The 18,744-nt window shown below is 63.9% G+C and carries 13 protein-coding genes; 4 read left to right on the plus strand and 9 right to left on the minus strand.

Features of this window, described 5'->3' with window-relative positions:
• Positions 1-19: 19 nt before the first annotated feature.
• The 8 genes from IFT57_RS12585 to IFT57_RS12620 all read right to left on the minus strand — a co-directional run bounded on the left by IFT57_RS12585 (position 20) and on the right by IFT57_RS12620 (position 11,718).
• On the minus strand, positions 20-1,228 hold the full coding sequence (locus IFT57_RS12585; protein WP_192151604.1) for an EAL domain-containing protein: 1,209 nt from the start codon (positions 1,226-1,228) through the stop codon (positions 20-22).
• 88 nt (positions 1,229-1,316) lie between these two features.
• Positions 1,317-4,778: a transporter substrate-binding domain-containing protein gene (locus IFT57_RS12590; RefSeq protein ID WP_192151605.1), complete on the minus strand. Its 3,462-nt coding sequence runs from the start codon at positions 4,776-4,778 to the stop codon at positions 1,317-1,319.
• A gap of 153 nt (positions 4,779-4,931) precedes the next feature.
• The gene (locus tag IFT57_RS12595; RefSeq protein ID WP_192151606.1) at positions 4,932-5,558 is read right to left on the minus strand and encodes a response regulator transcription factor; all 627 of its coding nucleotides are present in this window, start codon (positions 5,556-5,558) and stop codon (positions 4,932-4,934) included.
• Positions 5,559-5,929: 371 nt separating this feature from the next.
• Positions 5,930-6,556, minus strand: a complete 627-nt coding sequence (locus IFT57_RS12600) for a response regulator transcription factor (RefSeq protein WP_192151607.1) — start codon at positions 6,554-6,556, stop codon at positions 5,930-5,932.
• 117 nt (positions 6,557-6,673) lie between these two features.
• Positions 6,674-7,414, minus strand: coding sequence for a molecular chaperone (locus tag IFT57_RS12605; RefSeq protein WP_192151608.1), 741 nt, complete (start codon positions 7,412-7,414; stop codon positions 6,674-6,676).
• A 16-nt stretch (positions 7,415-7,430) separates the two neighbouring features.
• A complete protein-coding gene (locus IFT57_RS12610) occupies positions 7,431-8,618 on the minus strand; it encodes a hypothetical protein (RefSeq protein WP_192151609.1) in 1,188 nt (395 codons plus the stop codon).
• On the minus strand, positions 8,615-11,137 hold the full coding sequence (locus IFT57_RS12615) for a TcfC E-set like domain-containing protein (protein WP_244657304.1): 2,523 nt from the start codon (positions 11,135-11,137) through the stop codon (positions 8,615-8,617). The genes IFT57_RS12610 and IFT57_RS12615 overlap by 4 nt, the downstream gene beginning before the upstream one ends.
• 80 nt (positions 11,138-11,217) lie before the next feature.
• Positions 11,218-11,718: a CS1 type fimbrial major subunit gene (locus IFT57_RS12620; RefSeq protein ID WP_192151610.1), complete on the minus strand. Its 501-nt coding sequence runs from the start codon at positions 11,716-11,718 to the stop codon at positions 11,218-11,220.
• A 227-nt stretch (positions 11,719-11,945) separates the two neighbouring features.
• Here IFT57_RS12620 and IFT57_RS12625 point away from each other — a divergent pair, with 227 nt between their 5' ends.
• Positions 11,946-12,983, plus strand: coding sequence for a DNA topoisomerase IB (locus IFT57_RS12625; RefSeq protein ID WP_192151611.1), 1,038 nt, complete (start codon positions 11,946-11,948; stop codon positions 12,981-12,983).
• Between the two features lie 81 nt (positions 12,984-13,064).
• On the plus strand, positions 13,065-15,569 hold the full coding sequence (locus IFT57_RS12630) for an excinuclease ABC subunit UvrA (RefSeq protein ID WP_192151612.1): 2,505 nt from the start codon (positions 13,065-13,067) through the stop codon (positions 15,567-15,569).
• Between the two features lie 61 nt (positions 15,570-15,630).
• Here the strand turns inward: IFT57_RS12630 and IFT57_RS12635 are convergent, their stop codons facing one another.
• Entirely contained in the window at positions 15,631-15,774 is a 144-nt protein-coding gene (locus IFT57_RS12635; protein WP_192137232.1) for a hypothetical protein, read from the minus strand.
• Between the two features lie 153 nt (positions 15,775-15,927).
• On the opposite strand from IFT57_RS12635, the gene IFT57_RS12640 reads away from it, so the two are divergent.
• Together IFT57_RS12640 and IFT57_RS12645 are read left to right on the plus strand one after the other, a co-directional pair.
• Positions 15,928-16,728, plus strand: a complete 801-nt coding sequence (locus IFT57_RS12640) for a glucose 1-dehydrogenase (protein ID WP_122477903.1) — start codon at positions 15,928-15,930, stop codon at positions 16,726-16,728.
• Positions 16,721-18,538: a glycoside hydrolase family 15 protein gene (locus tag IFT57_RS12645; RefSeq protein WP_192151613.1), complete on the plus strand. Its 1,818-nt coding sequence runs from the start codon at positions 16,721-16,723 to the stop codon at positions 18,536-18,538. The genes IFT57_RS12640 and IFT57_RS12645 overlap by 8 nt, the downstream gene beginning before the upstream one ends.
• Positions 18,539-18,744 lie beyond the last annotated feature (206 nt).

Raw genomic sequence — 18,744 nt, forward strand, 5'->3', positions numbered from 1 at the left:
CGCGGGCACGCGGACGGGGCTACTCCCGGCGGATCGGTTGGAGCGTTTTCGGTTGCTGAAGGCGTTCGCGCAGCGCGTCGGCGCTCAGCGGCTTGGCAAAGTAGTCGCCTTGTCCGCGCAGGCAACCCAGATCGAAAAGCAGCAGGTGATGCACCGCGCTCTGCACCCCGGTCACCGTCAGTTCGATGCCCAGGGTGCGCGCGGCCACCGACATGTGCTGGACCACCGCCAAGTGCCGCGACTGGTGCGGGGCTTCGAGCAGAAAGGGTGAAGCCAGACGCAGCTGGTTGATCGGCCACTGACACAGGCGCTGCAGCGAGGCACCGCCGAAACCGAACCCCTGCATGCCCAGATCACAGCCCATCAACCGAACGCGTAGCAGGGTTTCCAGGTATTGAGCCTTGGGCCGGGCCAGACCGACATGGCTGAGTTCCAGTGCCACGCGGTGCTTGCCGGTCAGGTGCCCACGCAGTATGCCCAGCAACTCGTTCATCAGCGGTGGGTGACCGAGCTGCTCGAGCCGCACCCCCAGGCTCAAGCCCACCTGCAAACCGGCACGCGCAAGTCGCTGCTGAACTTCGACCGCCTGCTCGGCCATGTACAGCAGCAAAGAATTGCCCAGCCCGGCCCGCTCAACGGCCGCGCAGAACTGCGGCATGGCCAGTTGGCCATGCCGTGGATGCTGCCAGCGCAACTGCGCATCGACGCTGCGGATGCGCCCATCGGCCACCGTGCAGCGCGGTAGAAAGCACACCTCGAACTGACCGGCAGCGATTCCCGCCTGCACCTCGACGCGCCCGATACGCGCCTTGGCAAGTGTCGGCACGAGCGCATCGCGCGGCTTGTTCAGCGCCTCGAAGAATCGTTGCAAGCGGTCGAAATCCAACGGGCTGCCTGCGTCCACCAGATATTCCAGGCCCAGCATCGACACCCACTGGTACAGCCCGGTGCGCACCTCCGGCTCTATCCCGCCACCGATCAGCACGGCGCGCACCCGCTTGCGGGTGACCGCTTCCTCGATGATGCGCAACGCCCCCACGCCCAGCACGTCGACATTGCACACCAGCACATCAATGGGTTGGTGCTCGCGCAGCAGCTGCACTGCCTGCTCGCTGGTCTGCGCCTGATACACGCACGAGCACCCCAACTGGCTGAGCATCTGCACCGCGATCGCACGCTGGAACCCATGACTTTCGACGAGTAACACCGTTGGTTTGATGTCTGACACGATCACTTCCCCTGTTTCTTGATGCCTATGTTCAACTCCGTGCAATGCCCGGGATGCAGGCAATTTCCTAACAAGCATGGGAAAATTCCTACGGTTTGCCGGATCTATCGTGCCGTGCCAGGTACTCGTCAAGGCCCACCATGGCAGCGGCCAGATCGTCGACGCCACGCCGCATTCGTTCGGCCGACGGGCTTGCCGTGCAGGCCTGCTCCAGTGCTTCGCAGGCGGCCAGCAGGCGCCGCGCACGAACGATCCGGGCCCCGCCCTTGATCCTGTGCACCAGGTCGGCGACCTCGCCAGTCAGGTAGGGCTGAGACAGCGAATGCAGACGCTCGAGGTCATGCAGGTTGCTGTCGGCCAGATCATCGAGCAGGCGCTGCATCAGGCTCGCGTCGCCGCCGGTAAGCTGATCGAGACTGCCCAGATCGACGTCGTCCTGAATAGCGAGTCCACAGCGGGCGCGATGCGGATCCAGGTGCAGCGACAGGGTTTCCAGACTCAATGGCTTGAACAGACAGTCATCCATGCCTTGCTGCAGGCACCGGCGGCGCTCGCTGATCTGGGCATTCGCCGTACAGCCGAGGAACAGACACGGCTCCCGATGCTTGCGCCGCTCGTGCTCGCGCACGGCCTTGACCAGCTGATAACCATTGATGCCAGGCATGTTGCAGTCACTGATGACCACGTCGTAGGCGCCGCGCAGCCAGGCCCGCAGCCCGGCGGCACCGTGCTCGGCGACCGTTACGCGGTGGCCGAGGAACGTCAGTTGGCGCTCCAGCAGCACGCGATTGGCCGGGTAGTCGTCGACCACCAGCACCTGCAGCGCCGGCAGGTCGCTGCGCACAGGCTCGCGAGCGGCTTTCTGCGGTGCACTCGCGCCAGGCACGGCGTCGAACTGCACCTGCACCCGAGTGCCGCATCCCAGCACGCTGTGCAGTTCCAGCCTGCCACCCATCAGGTCGGCCAGGCTGCGGCAGATACTCAAGCCAAGGCCGGCACCCACGCGGCTGCCGCGCCCTCCGGCCGCCTGTCGATACGGCGCGCCCAGACGCGCCAGATCGGCCTGGGCAATGCCCTGACCGCTGTCCTCGACACTGAGTTCGACCCGCGCGCCCCGCGCTTGCGGCCAGACTCCGAGGACCACCGAGACCTGGCCCTCGCGGGTGAACTTGATGGCATTGCTCAGCAGGTTGGCAATGATCTGCTTGAAGCGCACCGGGTCGACGCTGAGCCAGGTGTCCGGCGCGCCCAGCACCTCCAGCTTGAGCCGCAGATATTTCTCCCGCGCCTGTGCCTGGAACAGACCGACGGTTTCACCTGCCAGCTGCCCCAGCTGGCACGGCGCCGGCAGCAGCTCCAGGCGACCGGCCTCGATGCGCGTGACATCGAGGATATCGCCGATCAGTGCCAGCAGGCCGTTGGCGGACTGCGAGGCCACCTCCAGCGCAGGCTTGTCGAGCATGCCTTGCTCGGCTTTCTTCAGGGCCAGCTCGAGCATGCCCAGCACGGCGTTCATCGGCGTACGGATTTCATGACTCATGGTCGCCAGAAAGGTGGTCTTGGCCTGATTGGCCGCTTCGGCCTGCGCCTGTGCGTCACGGTACGCCTGGCACAGACGCTGGCGCTCGGTGATGTCGACCCAGCCGGCGATCAGACCCTGGATCCGCCCGTCGTCGCCGCGGTAGGGCAGCATCCAGTGGTGAATGGTCAGCACCTCGCCCGACGGCAAGGTCAGCGTGCGGTCATCGACCACCGGCTCGCCGTGCTCCATGGCCTGCAGATACGCGTCCTGGGCCATCCGGGCGTGCTGCTCTTCGAGCAGGCCATAACCGGTCAGCGGCTTGTTCAGGATGGCCTCGCGGGTAACACCCAGGGCTTGCAGGTAGCTGGTGTTACAGTTGATCAGGCGTGCCTGGCGATCACGGATGTAGATCGGATGGGGTGTACCGTCGATCATTACCCGCATGAACTCCAGCTGTGTGGTCAGAGCACGCTCGGCGTCGACCCGCTGGCGGACCAGACGCTTGAGATAGCTGACCCAACCCAGTGCCAGCAGCAGCAAGAGGGAAGCCGCCGCGAACCCTTGCATGATGGCCGAGCGGTAGCGCTGCCAAAGACCATCGGCAACGATCAGTTCAGTGCGCCAATGGCGCGTCAGCTCGCTCATGTGCGGCGGCGGAATGTCCTGCAGGGCGCTGTCGAGGATCGACTGCAGCACCTGGGCACGGGGCGAGACGGCGAATGCGAAATGCATCGGGGCCAGCGGCAGCGCTGCGCTGACGCGCAGCCGACCGCGGTACTGTCGCGCGATCATGTAACGTGCAGCGATCAACGGCAGCACCGCCGCGTCGGCCTGACCGCGGTCGAGCATGGCCAGGGCCTGGGCGGAGCTTGCCGCGTGCAACCGGTTGATCGAGGGGTAGTGTTCCTGCAGCCACGCCTGCAGCCGGCTGCCCTCGACCAGCACCAAGCGCTTGCCCATCGACTGCTCCAGCGAGCGAGGCTCGCGCCCGCCCTCGCGCGTGACCAGTACCGCTGAACTGCTCAGGTAGCCACGGCTGAAGGCCAGGCGGGTCTGGCGCTCCGGGCTTGGGATCATCGCGGCGATCAGATCGGCCTCGCCGCGCTCGATCATTTCGCTCATGCGCGTGAGCGAGGTGCTCTCGATCACCTCGATGGCGAGCCCGGTGCGCCGAGCGATCTGTTGCAGCACATCGGCGGCCACACCGGCGAAGCGGCCCTGATCGTCACGGTAGCTGACCGGCACGAAGCGCGGATCAATCAGCACCCGCAGCTCGGTGCGCCCGGCCAGCCATTGACGCTGTATGGCCGTCAACGGCAGTGCAGCGGGTTCTGCCACGTCCGGACGCTCGACGCTCCAGCGCCGCGCGATGGCCGCCCGGGCCTCGTCGGGCACCACCGCCAGGGCCCTGTCGAGCAGCCGCAGCAGACGCGCATTGCGCGAATCGACGGCGAAGCCGAAAGCATTGCCCTCGATGCCCTCGGCCGGTTGCAGGCGCAGGCCGGGCAACTGGCTGCCGTCGGCCTGATGGAACGCCGCGAGCGCCCCGCCGACGAACAGGTCAGCCTGGTGATAGGCCACCGCTGCCATGGCGTTCGAGGGTGTCGGATGCAACTGCAGCTGAGCCTCGGGGAAGCGCTCGCGGACCTCGCTGGCCGCGACGTGATCGCGCACCAGGGCAATACGCATCGGTGGATCTGCGTCGAGCGACTGGCCGGGACGCATCACCAGCACGGGTCGATCCTGTATATAGGCGTCGGACAGCAGCAGACCGTGGCGCAATGCCTCACGGCGGCTGGTGGTGCCCAGCACCTGAACCTCGCCCGCCTTGAGCGCGGCAACCGCAAGCTCGCGGGAAGGATAGGCCTGCACCTCGACATCCAGTTCGAGCAGCCGAGCCACCAGCGCCAGGTAGTCGGCGCTGATTCCCTCATAGCTGCCACCGTTGGCGGAAAGATCGAAAGGCCCGTAGTCCGGACGGCTCACGGCGACACGCAATACGCGCCGCGCGCAGCCACTGCCGGTCACGGTCAGCCAGCTGCATCTGCAACCGCTCGAACCAGGCGGGTTCAGGCTGCGACCTGCCGTGCAGGGGCAGCACCTGGGCGTGGGCCAGCGCCGTGCCGGCCAGCCACACGAGTACCCAGCGAACGCTGCGGCCGAGCCTCCCTATCAGGTTCATCACACCAGGAAGTTACGCTTGGCGAGCTCGGCCAGCTCCACCAGCGAGCTCATCTGCAGCTTGTCCATCAACCGGAACTTGTAGGTGCTCACGGTCTTGTTGCTCAGCAGCATCAATTCGCCGATGGCTTTGTTGCTGAGTCCACGAGCCAGGTGCTGGAGGATGGTCAGCTCGCGATTGGTCAGGCGTGCGATGCACTCCGTTTCGCTGCCCAGGCCATCACTGCTGCGCACCGAGCTGAAGGCCACTACCGGAAAATAGGTAAACCCTGAGCCTATTGCCGTCACTGCCTTGCGCAGTTCGTTGAGGTCGTCACGCTTGGAGACATAGCCCATGGCGCCCAGCTTCATGCAGCGCAGGGAAAAGTGCTCGGCGGCCTGGGACGTGAGGATCACGATCCGGCTGTTGGTCCCCAGTTCCTTGATCCTCGCAATGGCCTCCATGCCGTCCAGCCCTGGCAGGGAGATGTCCAGAACGATCAGATCAGGGTGATGGGTCTTTGCCATCAAGACCCCATCGACGCCATCCTGTGCCTCGGCCACCACGCTGAACCGTTCCTGTTTGAGCAAAAGCTTGACGCTGGAACGGATGAACGGGTGATCGTCGATTATCAGTGCTGTACGCATGTCTTTCTCCTGAGTGCGCGAGCGCCGGACGGCGCCTGCAGGCCCGGCACGGGCTTCCTTTGCAGCGTTCTGCATCGACTCTGTTGGTTTTGGATCAGGGGACAGTTGTCAAGCGCAGACGAGACCATCTGCCGTAGGAGTATTCGGTGAATTCCGTCCGGCGTCGGTCGGCGCATTCCGAGTTCGCTATAGGAAGATTCCTGAACCCTTGAATGAAATTTTCCCTTGCTTTGGAGGATGCAGATGCTCACGAAGCCCCCGTAGTCTGGCGGCGGCAGTATCGCCGTACCGAACCGACCTGGAAGTCGGACAATTCCCAAGCTTTAGGCGAAATGTCCTACCGACGCGCCTGCGAACCTCAGCGTTCGGCCTCAGATCAATGCGTGGCGCCTGGCCAAGTCCGTCATCTCCATCAAGGAGCTGATCCGCAGTTTGCGCATCATGCGCATTTTGTAGGTGCTGACGGTCTTGTGGCTGAGCAACATCGCACGCGCAATGTCCTGATTGCACAGGCCCTTGGCGAGGTTGACCAGAACCAGGATCTCTCGCTCGGTGAGGACGGAAATGCGTGCCGCTTCGGTGATGTCACTGTCGCCACGGGCCGTCGACACGTCAGTGCAGTCCGGGAAATAGGTGTACCCGCACTGCACGGCACTGATCGCCTTGCGCAGTTGGTCGAGTGCATCGGACTTGGACACGAAGGCAGCCGCACCGGCCTTCATGCTGCGCATCGAGTAGTAGCTGGGGGGCATGGAGGTGAGGACGATGATCTTGCCGGGCGAAGCCGACGCCTTCATGCGCTTGAGCACATCGAAACCGTCGAGGCCAGGCATCGACAGGTCGAGGATGACCAGGTCGGGCTGCTCGCTGCGATGCAGCAGCACCGCTTCGGTGCTGCTGCCGCTTTCGATCACCTCGTATTGGAGCTCATGGGCCAGCAGCGTCCTGACACTGGCGCGAAGAAACGGATGGTCGTCCACGATCAACGCCTTGCGCATGATTCACCTCCTTGGTCTGAACGAAGGTTATATAGCGCACCGGCCAACGGCGCATACTCAACCTTTTCCGCTATGGATGTAGGCGTGCTCACCCAGGCGAGTAGGACATTTCTGATACTACAAGCGCTGCCCTTCGCTGATCACTTTGCGCCGCGCCTGACCCTCTATCAGCTCGAAGCTGTAGGTGCGCCCCGGTTTTTTCTCGAAGTGCCTTTCCAGGCCTGGCAGTACATGATGCACCGTGGCGGTTGCACAGCTTTTGCCATAGCGGTCGCAGTCGTTGTAATGATCCATCACGACCGTGGCGTTACCGTCGTTGCGCACGGTAATGCCGCCAGACGTTTCGCCGACTTGGGTGGCATAGCGGGTGTCCCGGGGCTGGACGAAGAGCAACGCGCCGTAGCCGGAGAGCACCTGCACACCGGCCTGCAGAGATTCGCGATAGTGCTCGGCTTCCTGCTCGGTGATGGCGAATTCGTCGTTGCTGCTGGGCATGACCGGCATGAAGCGCACGCGGAAGTAGCGTTCCTTGCTGCGATCACCGCGGTACAGCAGGCGTACGTTCTGCATGCCTTTGGCGGGCACGATCAGACGAGCGGGACTGGCGATGAGCGGGCGGTCCGCCACCGGCAGGCCGTCCAGTGCACGCTCCAGCGCAGGCTGGCCGGGACGATGAACCTCCTCGACCACCTCGACCTTGACGAATGCGGTAGCGTCGCCGCCATTGCGCAGGCGCTTGACGAAGGTACTGCGAGGGCCTTCGAGGTAATCGTAGAAGGCGCCGATATTGAGCTCGGGCCCAGCCTGTGTGGTGTTGCTGGCGAGCATCAGGGCAATTGCGCCCAGGGTCTTGAACATAAGGTGAGGCTCCTTTCTACAGTTGGGCATCGAACACGATTCGAACCCAGCCTTCGTAGCGCGCACCAGCGCGCTGCATCATTTGCGAGACGTAGGGCTGCACCACCTGGTAGTGCAACATGCCGGGGCGGTTGAGCACCGGGGTGTGGCTGTCGAATGTCAGTGCATTGGCCGAGTCCACGGGCAGCGGTACTCGCAGCGCGGCGGCGCCCGCATGCTCCGCGCCGCTGGGCAGGGACAGAGCGACCTCGACCGGCACCTGATGGCCGTCACCTGGATTGCGGATCGCGCAGTGGCCACCGTCGGGAAACTCGCACTGGGTGTGCACCTTGAACGGCCCGGCGGACCAGAGCCGCAACGGATGATCGCGATACAGGCGCGGCGGCGGGTATGAACGATTGGCCCACTCCAGCCAGCCACCCTGGGGTTCCAGCACGGCGAGTTCGGAGCCTGGCGGCGTTTCCACGATAAAGGGGTGCTGCACGTCCAGTTGGAACTTGAGCGTGAGCGTGTCGTCATTGAGTTCGCTGACCTGATTGCCCAGATCGATCTGCCCGCCACTGCCCACCGTGAACATCACGTCGCCGGTATAGCGCCCGTTCTTCATTCTCCAGGGCGAGGGCGTGTCCAGTGTGTACAGCACGCCGAACTGGCTGACCTGGCTGCTGCGCAGGTCGCCCGCGCCGCCCCGGTGACTGCTCGAATGGCAAGGCGCCCCGCTGGCGGGGTTACGCAGCCACCACAGTACACTTGCGTATGTGAGGCCTGTCCTGGCGGCCGACTGGGTACAGGCCCCACTCTGCGGTGTCGTGTTCGGGGGGCTGTCCGGCAGGGTATCGGTGCGGTGAGTAACGTAGGTGATCTTGAACACCACGTTGTGGGTATCACCCGCTTGGTTGCGAACCTGCACGGTCACGGGAGACGGCATGCCCACGTAGAACTGGTCACGCGGGTCCGCGGCAGAGTGTTCGGTGCCCTTGCGGTAGCTGATGGGCAGATCGGCCGAGCCCACGCCTTTCATGTTGCAGAACATCGCGAAATCCGCGCAGATGGAGAGATTGGCGGTGGTGTGCACGAAGCCCTGCGAGGTGGGCGTGAATTCGGCGGAAAGCAACACCTCGGCAGCCACTGCAGGGCCGGCCATAGCCGCCGCGATCAACATCGACAGTGGACGTTTCCATCCTTTTGCAACGATATAGCTCATCCGGCCTGCCCTATCGGTTCGTTCGCCTGAACGGCGGCCACGCCGTCTTCGGCACATGAAAGATCACCGAGCAGCATGACGTCCTGCTCGCGTGTGCCGGCCTGGGGGTCCAGGGTCAGCAGACAGCGTTGAATGCCGCCCTGACGGACCTCCAGGGTGGGGTTGCTTTCGCTCATTTCCAGGGCAAAGAAACCGTCGGCTTCGGTCACGCTGCGGCTGGCGTGATTGATCACCTGCGCGCCCTTGAGGGCCAGGCCATGGCGGTCGATGACCCGCCCCAGTACGGTGACGGTGCGCACGACCTTGAGCTGGCGGTATTGCACCGACCCTCGGTTGAGGTGGTAATCCAGGGTGGCCGGCTGGATGCTGGCCGCCAGATGCTCCTGCTTCTCGAAACCCAGCTGTACCTGGCCGGCGCGATAGGCGCCCACAGGCAGCACATTGCGTCCCGGGCGCAGCAGCACTGCGTTGCCAAGTTCATCATCGGCACGCAGTTGCAGCGCTGGAATGTCGGAATCCAGATCGACGATCAGGCTGGCATCATGGGGCATGCCTTGGCCGCTGAAGGCCATCCGGCCACCCCCCAACGCAAGTGTGCTCTCCAGGTTCAGGCCGGCGGACAGCTCGCCGTTGTAGGATGAGCTCAGCGCGAAAGCGTCACCGTACAGGGCCCGATTCTGGAAGCCTGCATTGACGCCCAGGCCGGAGCCGTAGCGGTCGGCGTTGAGGGTACCGCCCAGCGTGCGCAAAGTGCCCTGCCCCATGTCCTGCTGATAGCTGAGCGAAGCGTTCCGGTCACGCTGGCCGTCGCGCCCCGTGCGGCTGCCCAGGCTGGCGGACAGTCGCTTGCCAGGTCCTCCCAGCGCCATGCCAAGGCTCAGGCTGATGCCGCGATTGCGCCGCTCATCGGTACTTCGGGTACCGGGACGGTCGAACAGCGAAACCCGCCAGTTCACGGCCGTCCCCATGAGCTGACCATAACGAGCCCAGCCCAGGTCCAGCGCGTTGCCCGCAGCAACGCCCTCGGTTCGGCTGAACCGGGCGGTAACGGTGCTGTTCTGCGTGAGTCGATGGCTCACCGACAACGAGGCTTGCGTGGTCAGCCTGCTCGGCTCGCGGCGATCGACGGCGTCGCGGGCGCCGCGCTCGCGTTGCGGATACAGCCAGGCCCGATTGTGATTGAGCACGACATTGCCCGACGCGTGACTCCATACGCCCTGCAGGTCGTAGCCGTTGCCGCGCTCGTTGGTGTGATGGAGATTGCCATACAGCTTGAGCCGGTCGGAGGCATCCCAGTCCAGGGACGTGGCATATTGCATCTGCGCGTCGACCCGCTGGGCGGACAGCCCGGCGATGGCACGTGGGTGCAGCAGATAGTTGCTCATGACCCCGCCCGCCAGCCCCCTGCTGCGGTCATCTTCCCAGTTGCTCAGCAGTCTTGCCTGCTGGCCCACATAGGCGTTGTAGCGCCAGCGCTGTTCGGGGTTGCGCCAGGCGCTGGGCTTGTAGACGAATTCGTTGCTACGGGACGTCACCTGGCCATCCTCGAGCAGGCGTACTTCCACCTCGTAGATGCCGCCGGGCAACACGCGCGTGTCCAGCGTCTGCAGGCCAGGCTGCACCGCCTGGGTGTTGATCAACTGGCCGTTGCGGTAGATTTCCACCGTACCGGGCCGGCTGGGCGTTACATAGATGGGCGTGGTACTGGTAGCCCCGGTGTCGATCGACAGGGTGTCGCTGCTGCCGAGCATGACTCCCAGGGCAGTTTGCGCAGCGCTGCCCATCGACCTGGGTTGGCGTACCAGGCCTTGGGCGACCGGGTCGAAATAGCCCAGACGCAGAAACCGGTCACGCTCGATTCGTTCGGCATAGAGCTGGTCCACGCGGTGGCGCAAACCATAAACACTGGTCTTGTCCATCTGCACGTTGGTCTGAGTGTTCCACTCGCCCACACTGCCAACCCCCTGCACCGCGTACCGGCCCACCGTTTCGGAGCCGGTCTGGCTGAGGTTGAGCTGGTTGCGCAGGATCAGACCGTGGGCGGCCTGCTCGGGCAAGGCGTGGTAGCGCTGCGCCTCGTCAGCCTGTTCGACGGCACGGGTCAGCAACGAAACCTGCGAGTTGACCAGGCTGTAATGCACGGCCACCAGACCCTCCGTACACGCTGCCGTGCAATTGCCCAGGTTCACACCTTCGCTCAGCCGTTGAGCCCAGCGCTGGCGTACGGCCGGCGTCTCCCGGCTCTCGCTGGTGTCGGTGTATTCGAGCCACTGCAGCGTTTCGTCACGTCCCAGCACCACCAATGCCTCGCCCAGCAAACGGCCGTCCAGGTCGACCCGCACGGCCAGGGGCACATCGAAAAAGTGCTCGACGAAATCCTCCGGCAGGCCTTGGGCCTGGCTGAGGATGGCCATGACGGGAGGTGTATTCGCTGCGTGCGCCGACACAGGTCCGAGCAGAACGCAGCCCACGCCTAGCGCCAGGCCGATGGCGTTGGCCAGTGAAGGAGTCTTGAACATGCAGGTCTATTCATTGACGCGCGGCCCGAACCAGGCCAGGTGCAGGATCGGGAGCGCGTGGGTGAAGGGGCTGGTCCTGATCAGCGAGCGACGATGGGACCGGGCTCGAACATCATGTTCACCTCGCCCTGGTAGTTGCCTGGTTTGGGCGCGGTGCCTGCCACCAGCGCCGAGGCGATCTGAAAGTCCACCACGGCACCGTTGCCGGACTGGGCATCGGCCTGATTGACAACCAACTGCGCGGTGGTGTGATTGAGGTCCTTGCCGCCTACCGACACGGTGAGCGGTATCTGATCGGCGCCGCTGACGATCACCGCCGGGCGCATCAGTTTGGCGCTGATACCACCAGCGGCGGTGTTCTTGGCTTGCAGCTGCTTGCGGATCGGGGCAAAGGTCTTGGTGAACGAGTTGTAGGCCATGTCCTGCGGGTCGTTCATCCAGTTACCGCCGATGGGCTCGACGAAGAAGGCGGCGGTCGGCACCGTCGCGGTCACTGTGACCTGCTTTTCGATCAGATCGGCAGCCCAGACCGGGCTGGCCAGACAACAGGCCAATGGGAACGCGGCGTAGATTTTCTTCATGGGTACTTCTCCAGCTTGGACAGTCGGACGGTGGATCGGATTGAACGCTCGGGGATGACTGAGGGCATTCAACGCGATGGGCCGTATTGTCCTGAAACCCTGCAGGCTTGGCTGTCGGACCGGTCTGACCTGAAGCGCGATCAGTCTGACCGATCGAGCGATCTGTCAGACTGCACGGTAGAGAATTCCCACGGTCTACAAGGCTATGCACCTCACCGAGCCAAACCATGCCTGACATCGAAGATGACCTTCAGACTGTTGTACTGCCGCCAGACCTGCATTATGTGGACGACAACCAGCCAGGGTTGCGGCGCAAGACCCTGCGCGGCAAATTTGCCTACTTCGATAGCCGTGGCGAGCGCATTCGCGACGAGGCTGAAATCAAGCGCATCAATGCCCTGGTGATTCCACCGGCCTACACCGACGTGTGGATCTGCGCCGACCCACAGGGTCACTTGCAGGCGACAGGCCGTGATGCCCGTGGCCGCAAGCAGTACCGCTATCACCCACGCTGGCGCGAAGTACGCGACGAAGACAAGTATTCGCGCATGATCGAGTTCGGCAAGATGCTGCCCAAGGTGCGTCGGCAGCTGGAAGCCCATCTCGCCGCGCCGGGGCTGGACCGCAACAAGGTGATGGCCGCAGTGGTTTCGCTGCTCGACAACACATTGATTCGAGTGGGCAACAGTCAGTACGCCCGGGACAACAAGTCCTATGGGCTGACCACGCTGCGCAACAAGCACGTGGAGGTCAAGGGGCATACCATTGCGTTCCAGTTTCGCGGCAAAAGTGGTGTCGAACATGCGGTGACGGTGAAGGACCGTCGCCTGGCCACCATCGTCAAGCGCTGCATGGAGCTGCCTGGGCAGAACCTGTTCCAGTACCTGGACGAGAACGGTGAACGCCACAGCGTCAGCTCCCATGACGTGAACGCCTACCTGCACCAGATCACCGGCGCCCATTTCACGGCCAAGGATTACCGCACCTGGGCCGGCAGTGCGCTGGCGCTGGCCATGCTGCGCGAGCTGCACTGGCAGCCCGAACCCGATGCCAAGCAGCACATCGTCGACATGGTCAAGGCCGTGGCGAGGCAGCTGGGCAATACCCCCACGGTGTGCCGCAAGTGCTACATCCACCCCAAGGTGCTGGAGCATTTCGTCATGGGCGAGCTGGCCAAGTTGCCCAAGCCGCGGCAGCGCAAGGGGCTGCGCCTGGAAGAAGTGGCATTGGCGACGTTTCTGGAACGACTGGTGGCGGCGGCCTGAGCCGACGCTGCGAGGCCTGCTGGAATTGTGCGTGCCCACTGCGGTCGGTTATAGCAACGCTCATACATTTCAAGGCTTTTCATGAAACCTACCGCTCCCAGCGGCTACGTCCAGGTGCGCGGCGCGCGCGAACACAACCTCAAGAACGTCGATGTCGATATCCCCCGCGATGCCCTGGTGGTGTTCACCGGTGTGTCGGGCTCGGGCAAGTCGTCTCTAGCCTTCGGCACCCTGTACGCCGAAGCCCAGCGGCGCTATTTCGAATCGGTCGCGCCCTACGCCCGGCGCTTGATCGATCAGGTGGGCGTACCCGACGTCGACAGTATCGAGGGGCTGCCGCCGGCAGTGGCCCTGCAGCAGCAACGCGGCACGCCAAGCACGCGCTCCTCGGTAGGCAGCGTCACCACCCTGGGCAGCCTGGTGCGGATGCTCTATTCGCGGGCCGGCGCCTACCCGCCTGGCCAGGCCATGCTCTACGCCGAAGATTTCTCGGCCAATACCCCACAGGGGGCCTGCCCGCATTGCCACGGCCTGGGTCGGGTCTATGAGGTCACCGAGAAAACCATGGTGCCCGATGACAGCCTGACCATTCGCCAGCGTGCGGTCGCGTCCTGGCCGCCAGCCTGGCAAGGGCAGAATCAGCGCGACATCCTCGTGACGCTGGGGTACGACGTCGACGTGCCATGGCGTGACCTGCCGAAAAAGCAGCGCGATTGGATTCTCTTTACCGAGGAAACACCGACGGTGCCGGTGTACGGTGGCATGACCCCGGCGCAGACCCGCGATGCGCTCAAGCGCAAGCTCGAACCCAGCTATCAAGGCACGTTCACCGGCGCACGGCGCTATGTGCTGCACACCTTCACCCACTCGCAAAGCGCACTGATGAAGAAGCGCGTCAGTCAGTTCATGATCGGTGCCGCGTGCGAGGTCTGCGCCGGCAAGCGGCTCAAGCCTGAAGCGCTAAGCGTGACGTTTGCCGGGCTGGACATCGGTGAGTTTTCGCGACTACCACTCACCCAGTTGGCGCAGAAACTCAAACCGGTGGCCGAGGGCAAGCAGGTCGGCAAAAAGCTCAGTGAAGAAAAACGCCTGGCCGCCGAACAGCTTGCGCAGAACCTGCTGGGTCGCCTGAATACCCTGATCGACCTTGGCCTGGGCTACCTGGCACTGGAGCGGAGCACGCCGACCCTGTCCTCGGGCGAGCTGCAACGCCTGCGCCTGGCCACCCAACTGGGCTCGCAGCTGTTCGGCGTGGTCTATGTGCTGGACGAACCGACCGCAGGGCTGCACCCGGCCGATGGCGAATCGTTGCACGCCGCCCTGCAAGGGCTGAAAGCCGCCGGCAATTCGCTGTTCGTGGTCGAACACGACCTGGACACCATGAGCCGTGCCGACTGGGTAGTAGATGTCGGACCACTGGCCGGCGAGCAAGGTGGCCAGGTGCTGTACAGCGGGCCGCCCAACGGATTGGCCCAGGTCGAAGGGTCGCAGACCCGTGCATACCTGTACGGCAGCGCCGTACCGCTGCCGCGCCCGCGTCGACCGACTGCAAGCTGGCTGAAGCTGGCCGATGTCAGTCGCAACAATCTGCACAAGGTTGCCGCTGCTTTCCCTTTGCAGTGCTTCACGGCCGTCACCGGTATCTCCGGTTCGGGTAAATCGAGCCTGGTCAGCCAGGTGCTGCTGGAACTGGTAGGCGAGCATCTGGGCCAGGCCCGTGAAGACGTCGAGGACGTGCTCGAAGACGCCGTGCCGCAGACCGAATCGGGGCATATCGTCGAAGGCATGCACAGCATCAAGCGCTTGGTGCAGGTCGATCAGAAACCGATCGGCCGCACGCCGCGTTCCAACCTGGCGACCTATACCGGGCTGTTCGACGCGGTGCGCAAGCTGTTCGCGGCCACGGCCGATGCGCGGCAACACGGTTTCGACGCCGGGCAGTTTTCTTTCAACGTGGCCAAGGGGCGCTGCCCGGAATGCGAAGGCGAAGGCTTCGTCAGCGTCGAGCTGCTGTTCATGCCCAGCGTGTTCAGCCCCTGCCCGACTTGCCACGGCGCACGCTACAGCCCCAAGACCCTGGCGGTGAAATGGCAAGGCCGCAGTATCGCCGATGTGCTGCAGCTCACAGTCCATCAGGCATGCGAGGTGTTCGCCGAACAGCCGGCAGTGCTGCGCCCACTGATCGTGCTGCGCGATATCGGCCTGGGGTATCTGCGCCTGGGCCAGCCGGCCACCGAACTCTCCGGTGGTGAAGCACAGCGCATCAAACTGGCCACCGAGCTGCAGCGCAATCAACGCGGCGCCACCCTGTACGTGCTGGATGAGCCGACTACGGGCCTGCACCCCAGCGACGTCGACCGGCTGATGCAGCAACTCAATCATCTGGTAGACGCCGGCAACAGCGTGATCGTGGTGGAACACGACATGCGCGTGGTGGCGCAGGCGGACTGGGTGATCGACATCGGGCCGAAGGCCGGTGATCAAGGCGGCAAAGTGGTGGCGGCCGGACGCCCGGAAGACGTGGCGAAGGTCAGCGCCAGCCGCACTGCAGCCTATTTGCAAAGCGCCTTGGCGGAACCGGTATAGCGGCCGTTCATAGCGCAGCCATGGCAGCAGCCCCAGCGCGCGGGGCTGCCCAGCGGTTACATCAACCGACCGGCTTGCTCTGGCCTTCGTCGGACGGGCTTCGGGCCTTTTCGCCCTGTTGGTTGGCGCGCTTGTGTTCCTCGCCGACCTTGCCGGCATTTTCCGGCTTGTGATCGAGGTCTTCACGCTTGGATTCTTTGTCCACGGTGTCTCTCCTGGCAGGGGCTGGACGGCTCAGCGAGCCGGTACTTGATTTAGGCAGCCGCCTTCGGGATTCGTGCCCAAACGTTTCCGCGCTGAACTCCCGCACCGCATCGTCAGTCAGCATTGAAACGCCATTATTGGAGGATCATCCCGGATGCAGATTTCATTGGACAAACAGGTTGCCCTGGTCACCGGCGCCAGCTCCGGCTTGGGTGCCGCTGCCGCCAAGGCACTGGCCGCCGCCGGGGCCGCTGTGGTCGTCAATTACAATTCCCACGCCGAGCCTGCCGAACGACTGGTTGCAGAGATCCGCGAGGCGGGTGGCAAAGCCATCGCGGTGGGCGCGGACGTGTCGAAGGAAGACGACGTCGAGCGACTGTTCGCCGCCACCATCGACACCTACGGCGCGCTGGACATTCTGGTCGCCAATTCGGGCCTGCAGCGCGACGCCGCCACGGTCGACATGACCTTGGCCGACTGGAACAAGGTGATCGAGGTCAACCTCACCGGCCAATTCCTCTGCGCCCGCGCTGCGCTGCGACAATTCCAGAAGCAAGGCCCGCGCTCATGGCTGTCGCGAGCGGCCGGCAAGATCATCCACATGAGCTCGGTGCATCAGCTGATTCCCTGGGCCGGCCACGTCAACTACGCCGCCTCCAAAGGCGGTATCGATCTGCTGATGCGCAGCATTGCCCAGGAAGTCGGCGAGCAGCGCATTCGCGTCAACTCGATCGCCCCTGGCGCGATCCGCACTGCCATCAACGAAGAAAACACCCAGGGCGATGCCGAGAAGAAACTGCTCGAACTGATTCCCTACGGTCGGGTTGGCGAGGTAGACGACGTTGCCAACGCAGTCGTCTGGCTGGCGTCCGATCTGAGTGACTACGTGCACGGCACCACGCTGTTCATCGACGGTGGCATGAGCTTGTATCCGGGGTTCCGAAACAATGGCTGAAGACGTCTGCAGCACCCTGCAAAGCCCGATCGAGGCCCACGGCATCATCGGCGACATGCGCAGCGCCGCGTTGGTCGCGGACAACGGCAGTATCGATTTCTGCTGCTGGCCCGAATTCGACAGCCCTTCCATATTCACAGCCCTGCTGGACTGCGACCGTGCGGGCGTGTTCGAACTCGCCCCGGACCTGCCCGGCGCGCGCCGCCAGCAGATCTACCTGCCCGACAGCAACGTGTTGCAAACCCGCTGGATCGACCATGACGCGGTGGTCGAAGTCACTGATCTGATGCCGGTCGCCGCAGAGGCCGACGCCCTGCCCCGGCTGATACGTCGCGTAGAGGTTCGCAACGGTACTGCTACCATCCGTTTGCGCTGCCGGGTTCGGCATGACTACAGCCGCGCCGACACCCAGGCTCAGGCCAGTGGCGAGGACATCTGCTTCAGCGCCGAAGGCCAGCCCACCTTGCGGCTCTCGGCGACCCAGGCTTTGCGCATCGAGGCACACAGCGCCATCGCCGTGTTCGAACTCAAGGAAGGCGAATGCGCTGAGTTTATCCTGGGTGCCGAAGAAGATCCCATGGTGCGCGCCGGCGCCGGCCAGGCCTGCCTGGACGAAACCCTGGCGTTCTGGCGCAACTGGATCGGCCATTCCAACTACAAAGGTCGCTGGCGTGAAATGGTCGAGCGCTCCGCACTGGCCTTGAAACTGCTGACGTCGCGCCGTCATGGCGGGATCATCGCCGCCGCCACGTTCGGCCTTCCCGAAGCGCCCGGCGGCGTACGCAACTGGGACTATCGCTACACCTGGATCCGCGATGCATCGTTCACTGTGTACGCCTTCATGCGCCTGGGTTTCACCACCGAGGCCAACGACTACATGCGCTGGGTGCGGGATCGCGTCGGCGAGTGCTGCGACGAGCCAGCCCGGTTGGGCGTAGTGTATGGGCTGGACGGACGCGAAGAGCTGCCTGAGTCCGAGCTCGATCACTTGAGCGGGCACGGCGGTGCCAAGCCGGTGCTGGTGGGCAACGGCGCCCACGATCAGGTTCAGCTGGATATCTACGGCGAGCTGCTGGACGCGGTGTACCTGGCCAACAAGTACGGCGAGGCGATCTCCCACCAGGGCTGGAAGCACGTCACCCATATCGTCGACAAAGTGTGCAGCAACTGGCAGCAAAAGGACGTCGGCATTTGGGAAATGCGCAACCCGCCCGAGCATTACCTGCACTCACGCCTGATGTGCTGGGTTGCCCTCGATCGGGCCCTGCGTCTGGCCGAGAAACGTTCGCTGCCAGCTCCATTCGAGCGCTGGGACAAGGAACGCCAGGCCATCCACGATGACATCTGGAACAATTTCTGGAACGCCGATGCTGGGCATTTCGTGCAGAAGCTGGGCAGCGTCGAGCTCGACGGTTCCATGCTGTTGATGCCACTGGTGCGTTTCGTGGGTGCCAGCGACCCGCAATGGCTGAGCACACTCGAGGCAATCGAGCGCACGCTGGTGCGTGACGGCATGGTCTACCGCTACCGCCAGGATGATGGCCTGCCGGGCGACGAAGGTGCGTTCACCGCCTGCTCGTTCTGGTATGTGGAGTGCCTGGCGCGGGCTGGCCAGGTGGAAAAGGCGCATCTGGAGTTCGAGCAGTTGCTGCGCTATGCCAACCCGCTGGGTCTGTTCGCCGAAGAGTTCGATCGGCATGGCCATCATCTCGGCAATACCCCCCAGGGATTGAGCCATCTGGCACTGATCAGCGCCGCCAGCTTTCTCGACAGGAAGCTGAGTGGCCAGCGTACCCAGTGGCAACCCTAGGGTTTCGTTTCAGCAATGATGGCAAGAGTGCCACTATCGCCCCGATAAACCAAACGTAATGCCAATCTGCTAGGCGCCTGTACAGAACCACGCCATACTGGCGCCTAGTACCACTCGTTGTGCCATGACTGCCGCGTATCCACAAACAGGGCGCTTCGAGGGAATTAAATTTGTCACGTTGCGTCCGTATCCAGGTAGCAATCGAC

This window comes from Pseudomonas sp. CFBP 13719 (genome assembly GCF_014842095.1).
GTDB lineage: Bacteria > Pseudomonadota > Gammaproteobacteria > Pseudomonadales > Pseudomonadaceae > Aquipseudomonas.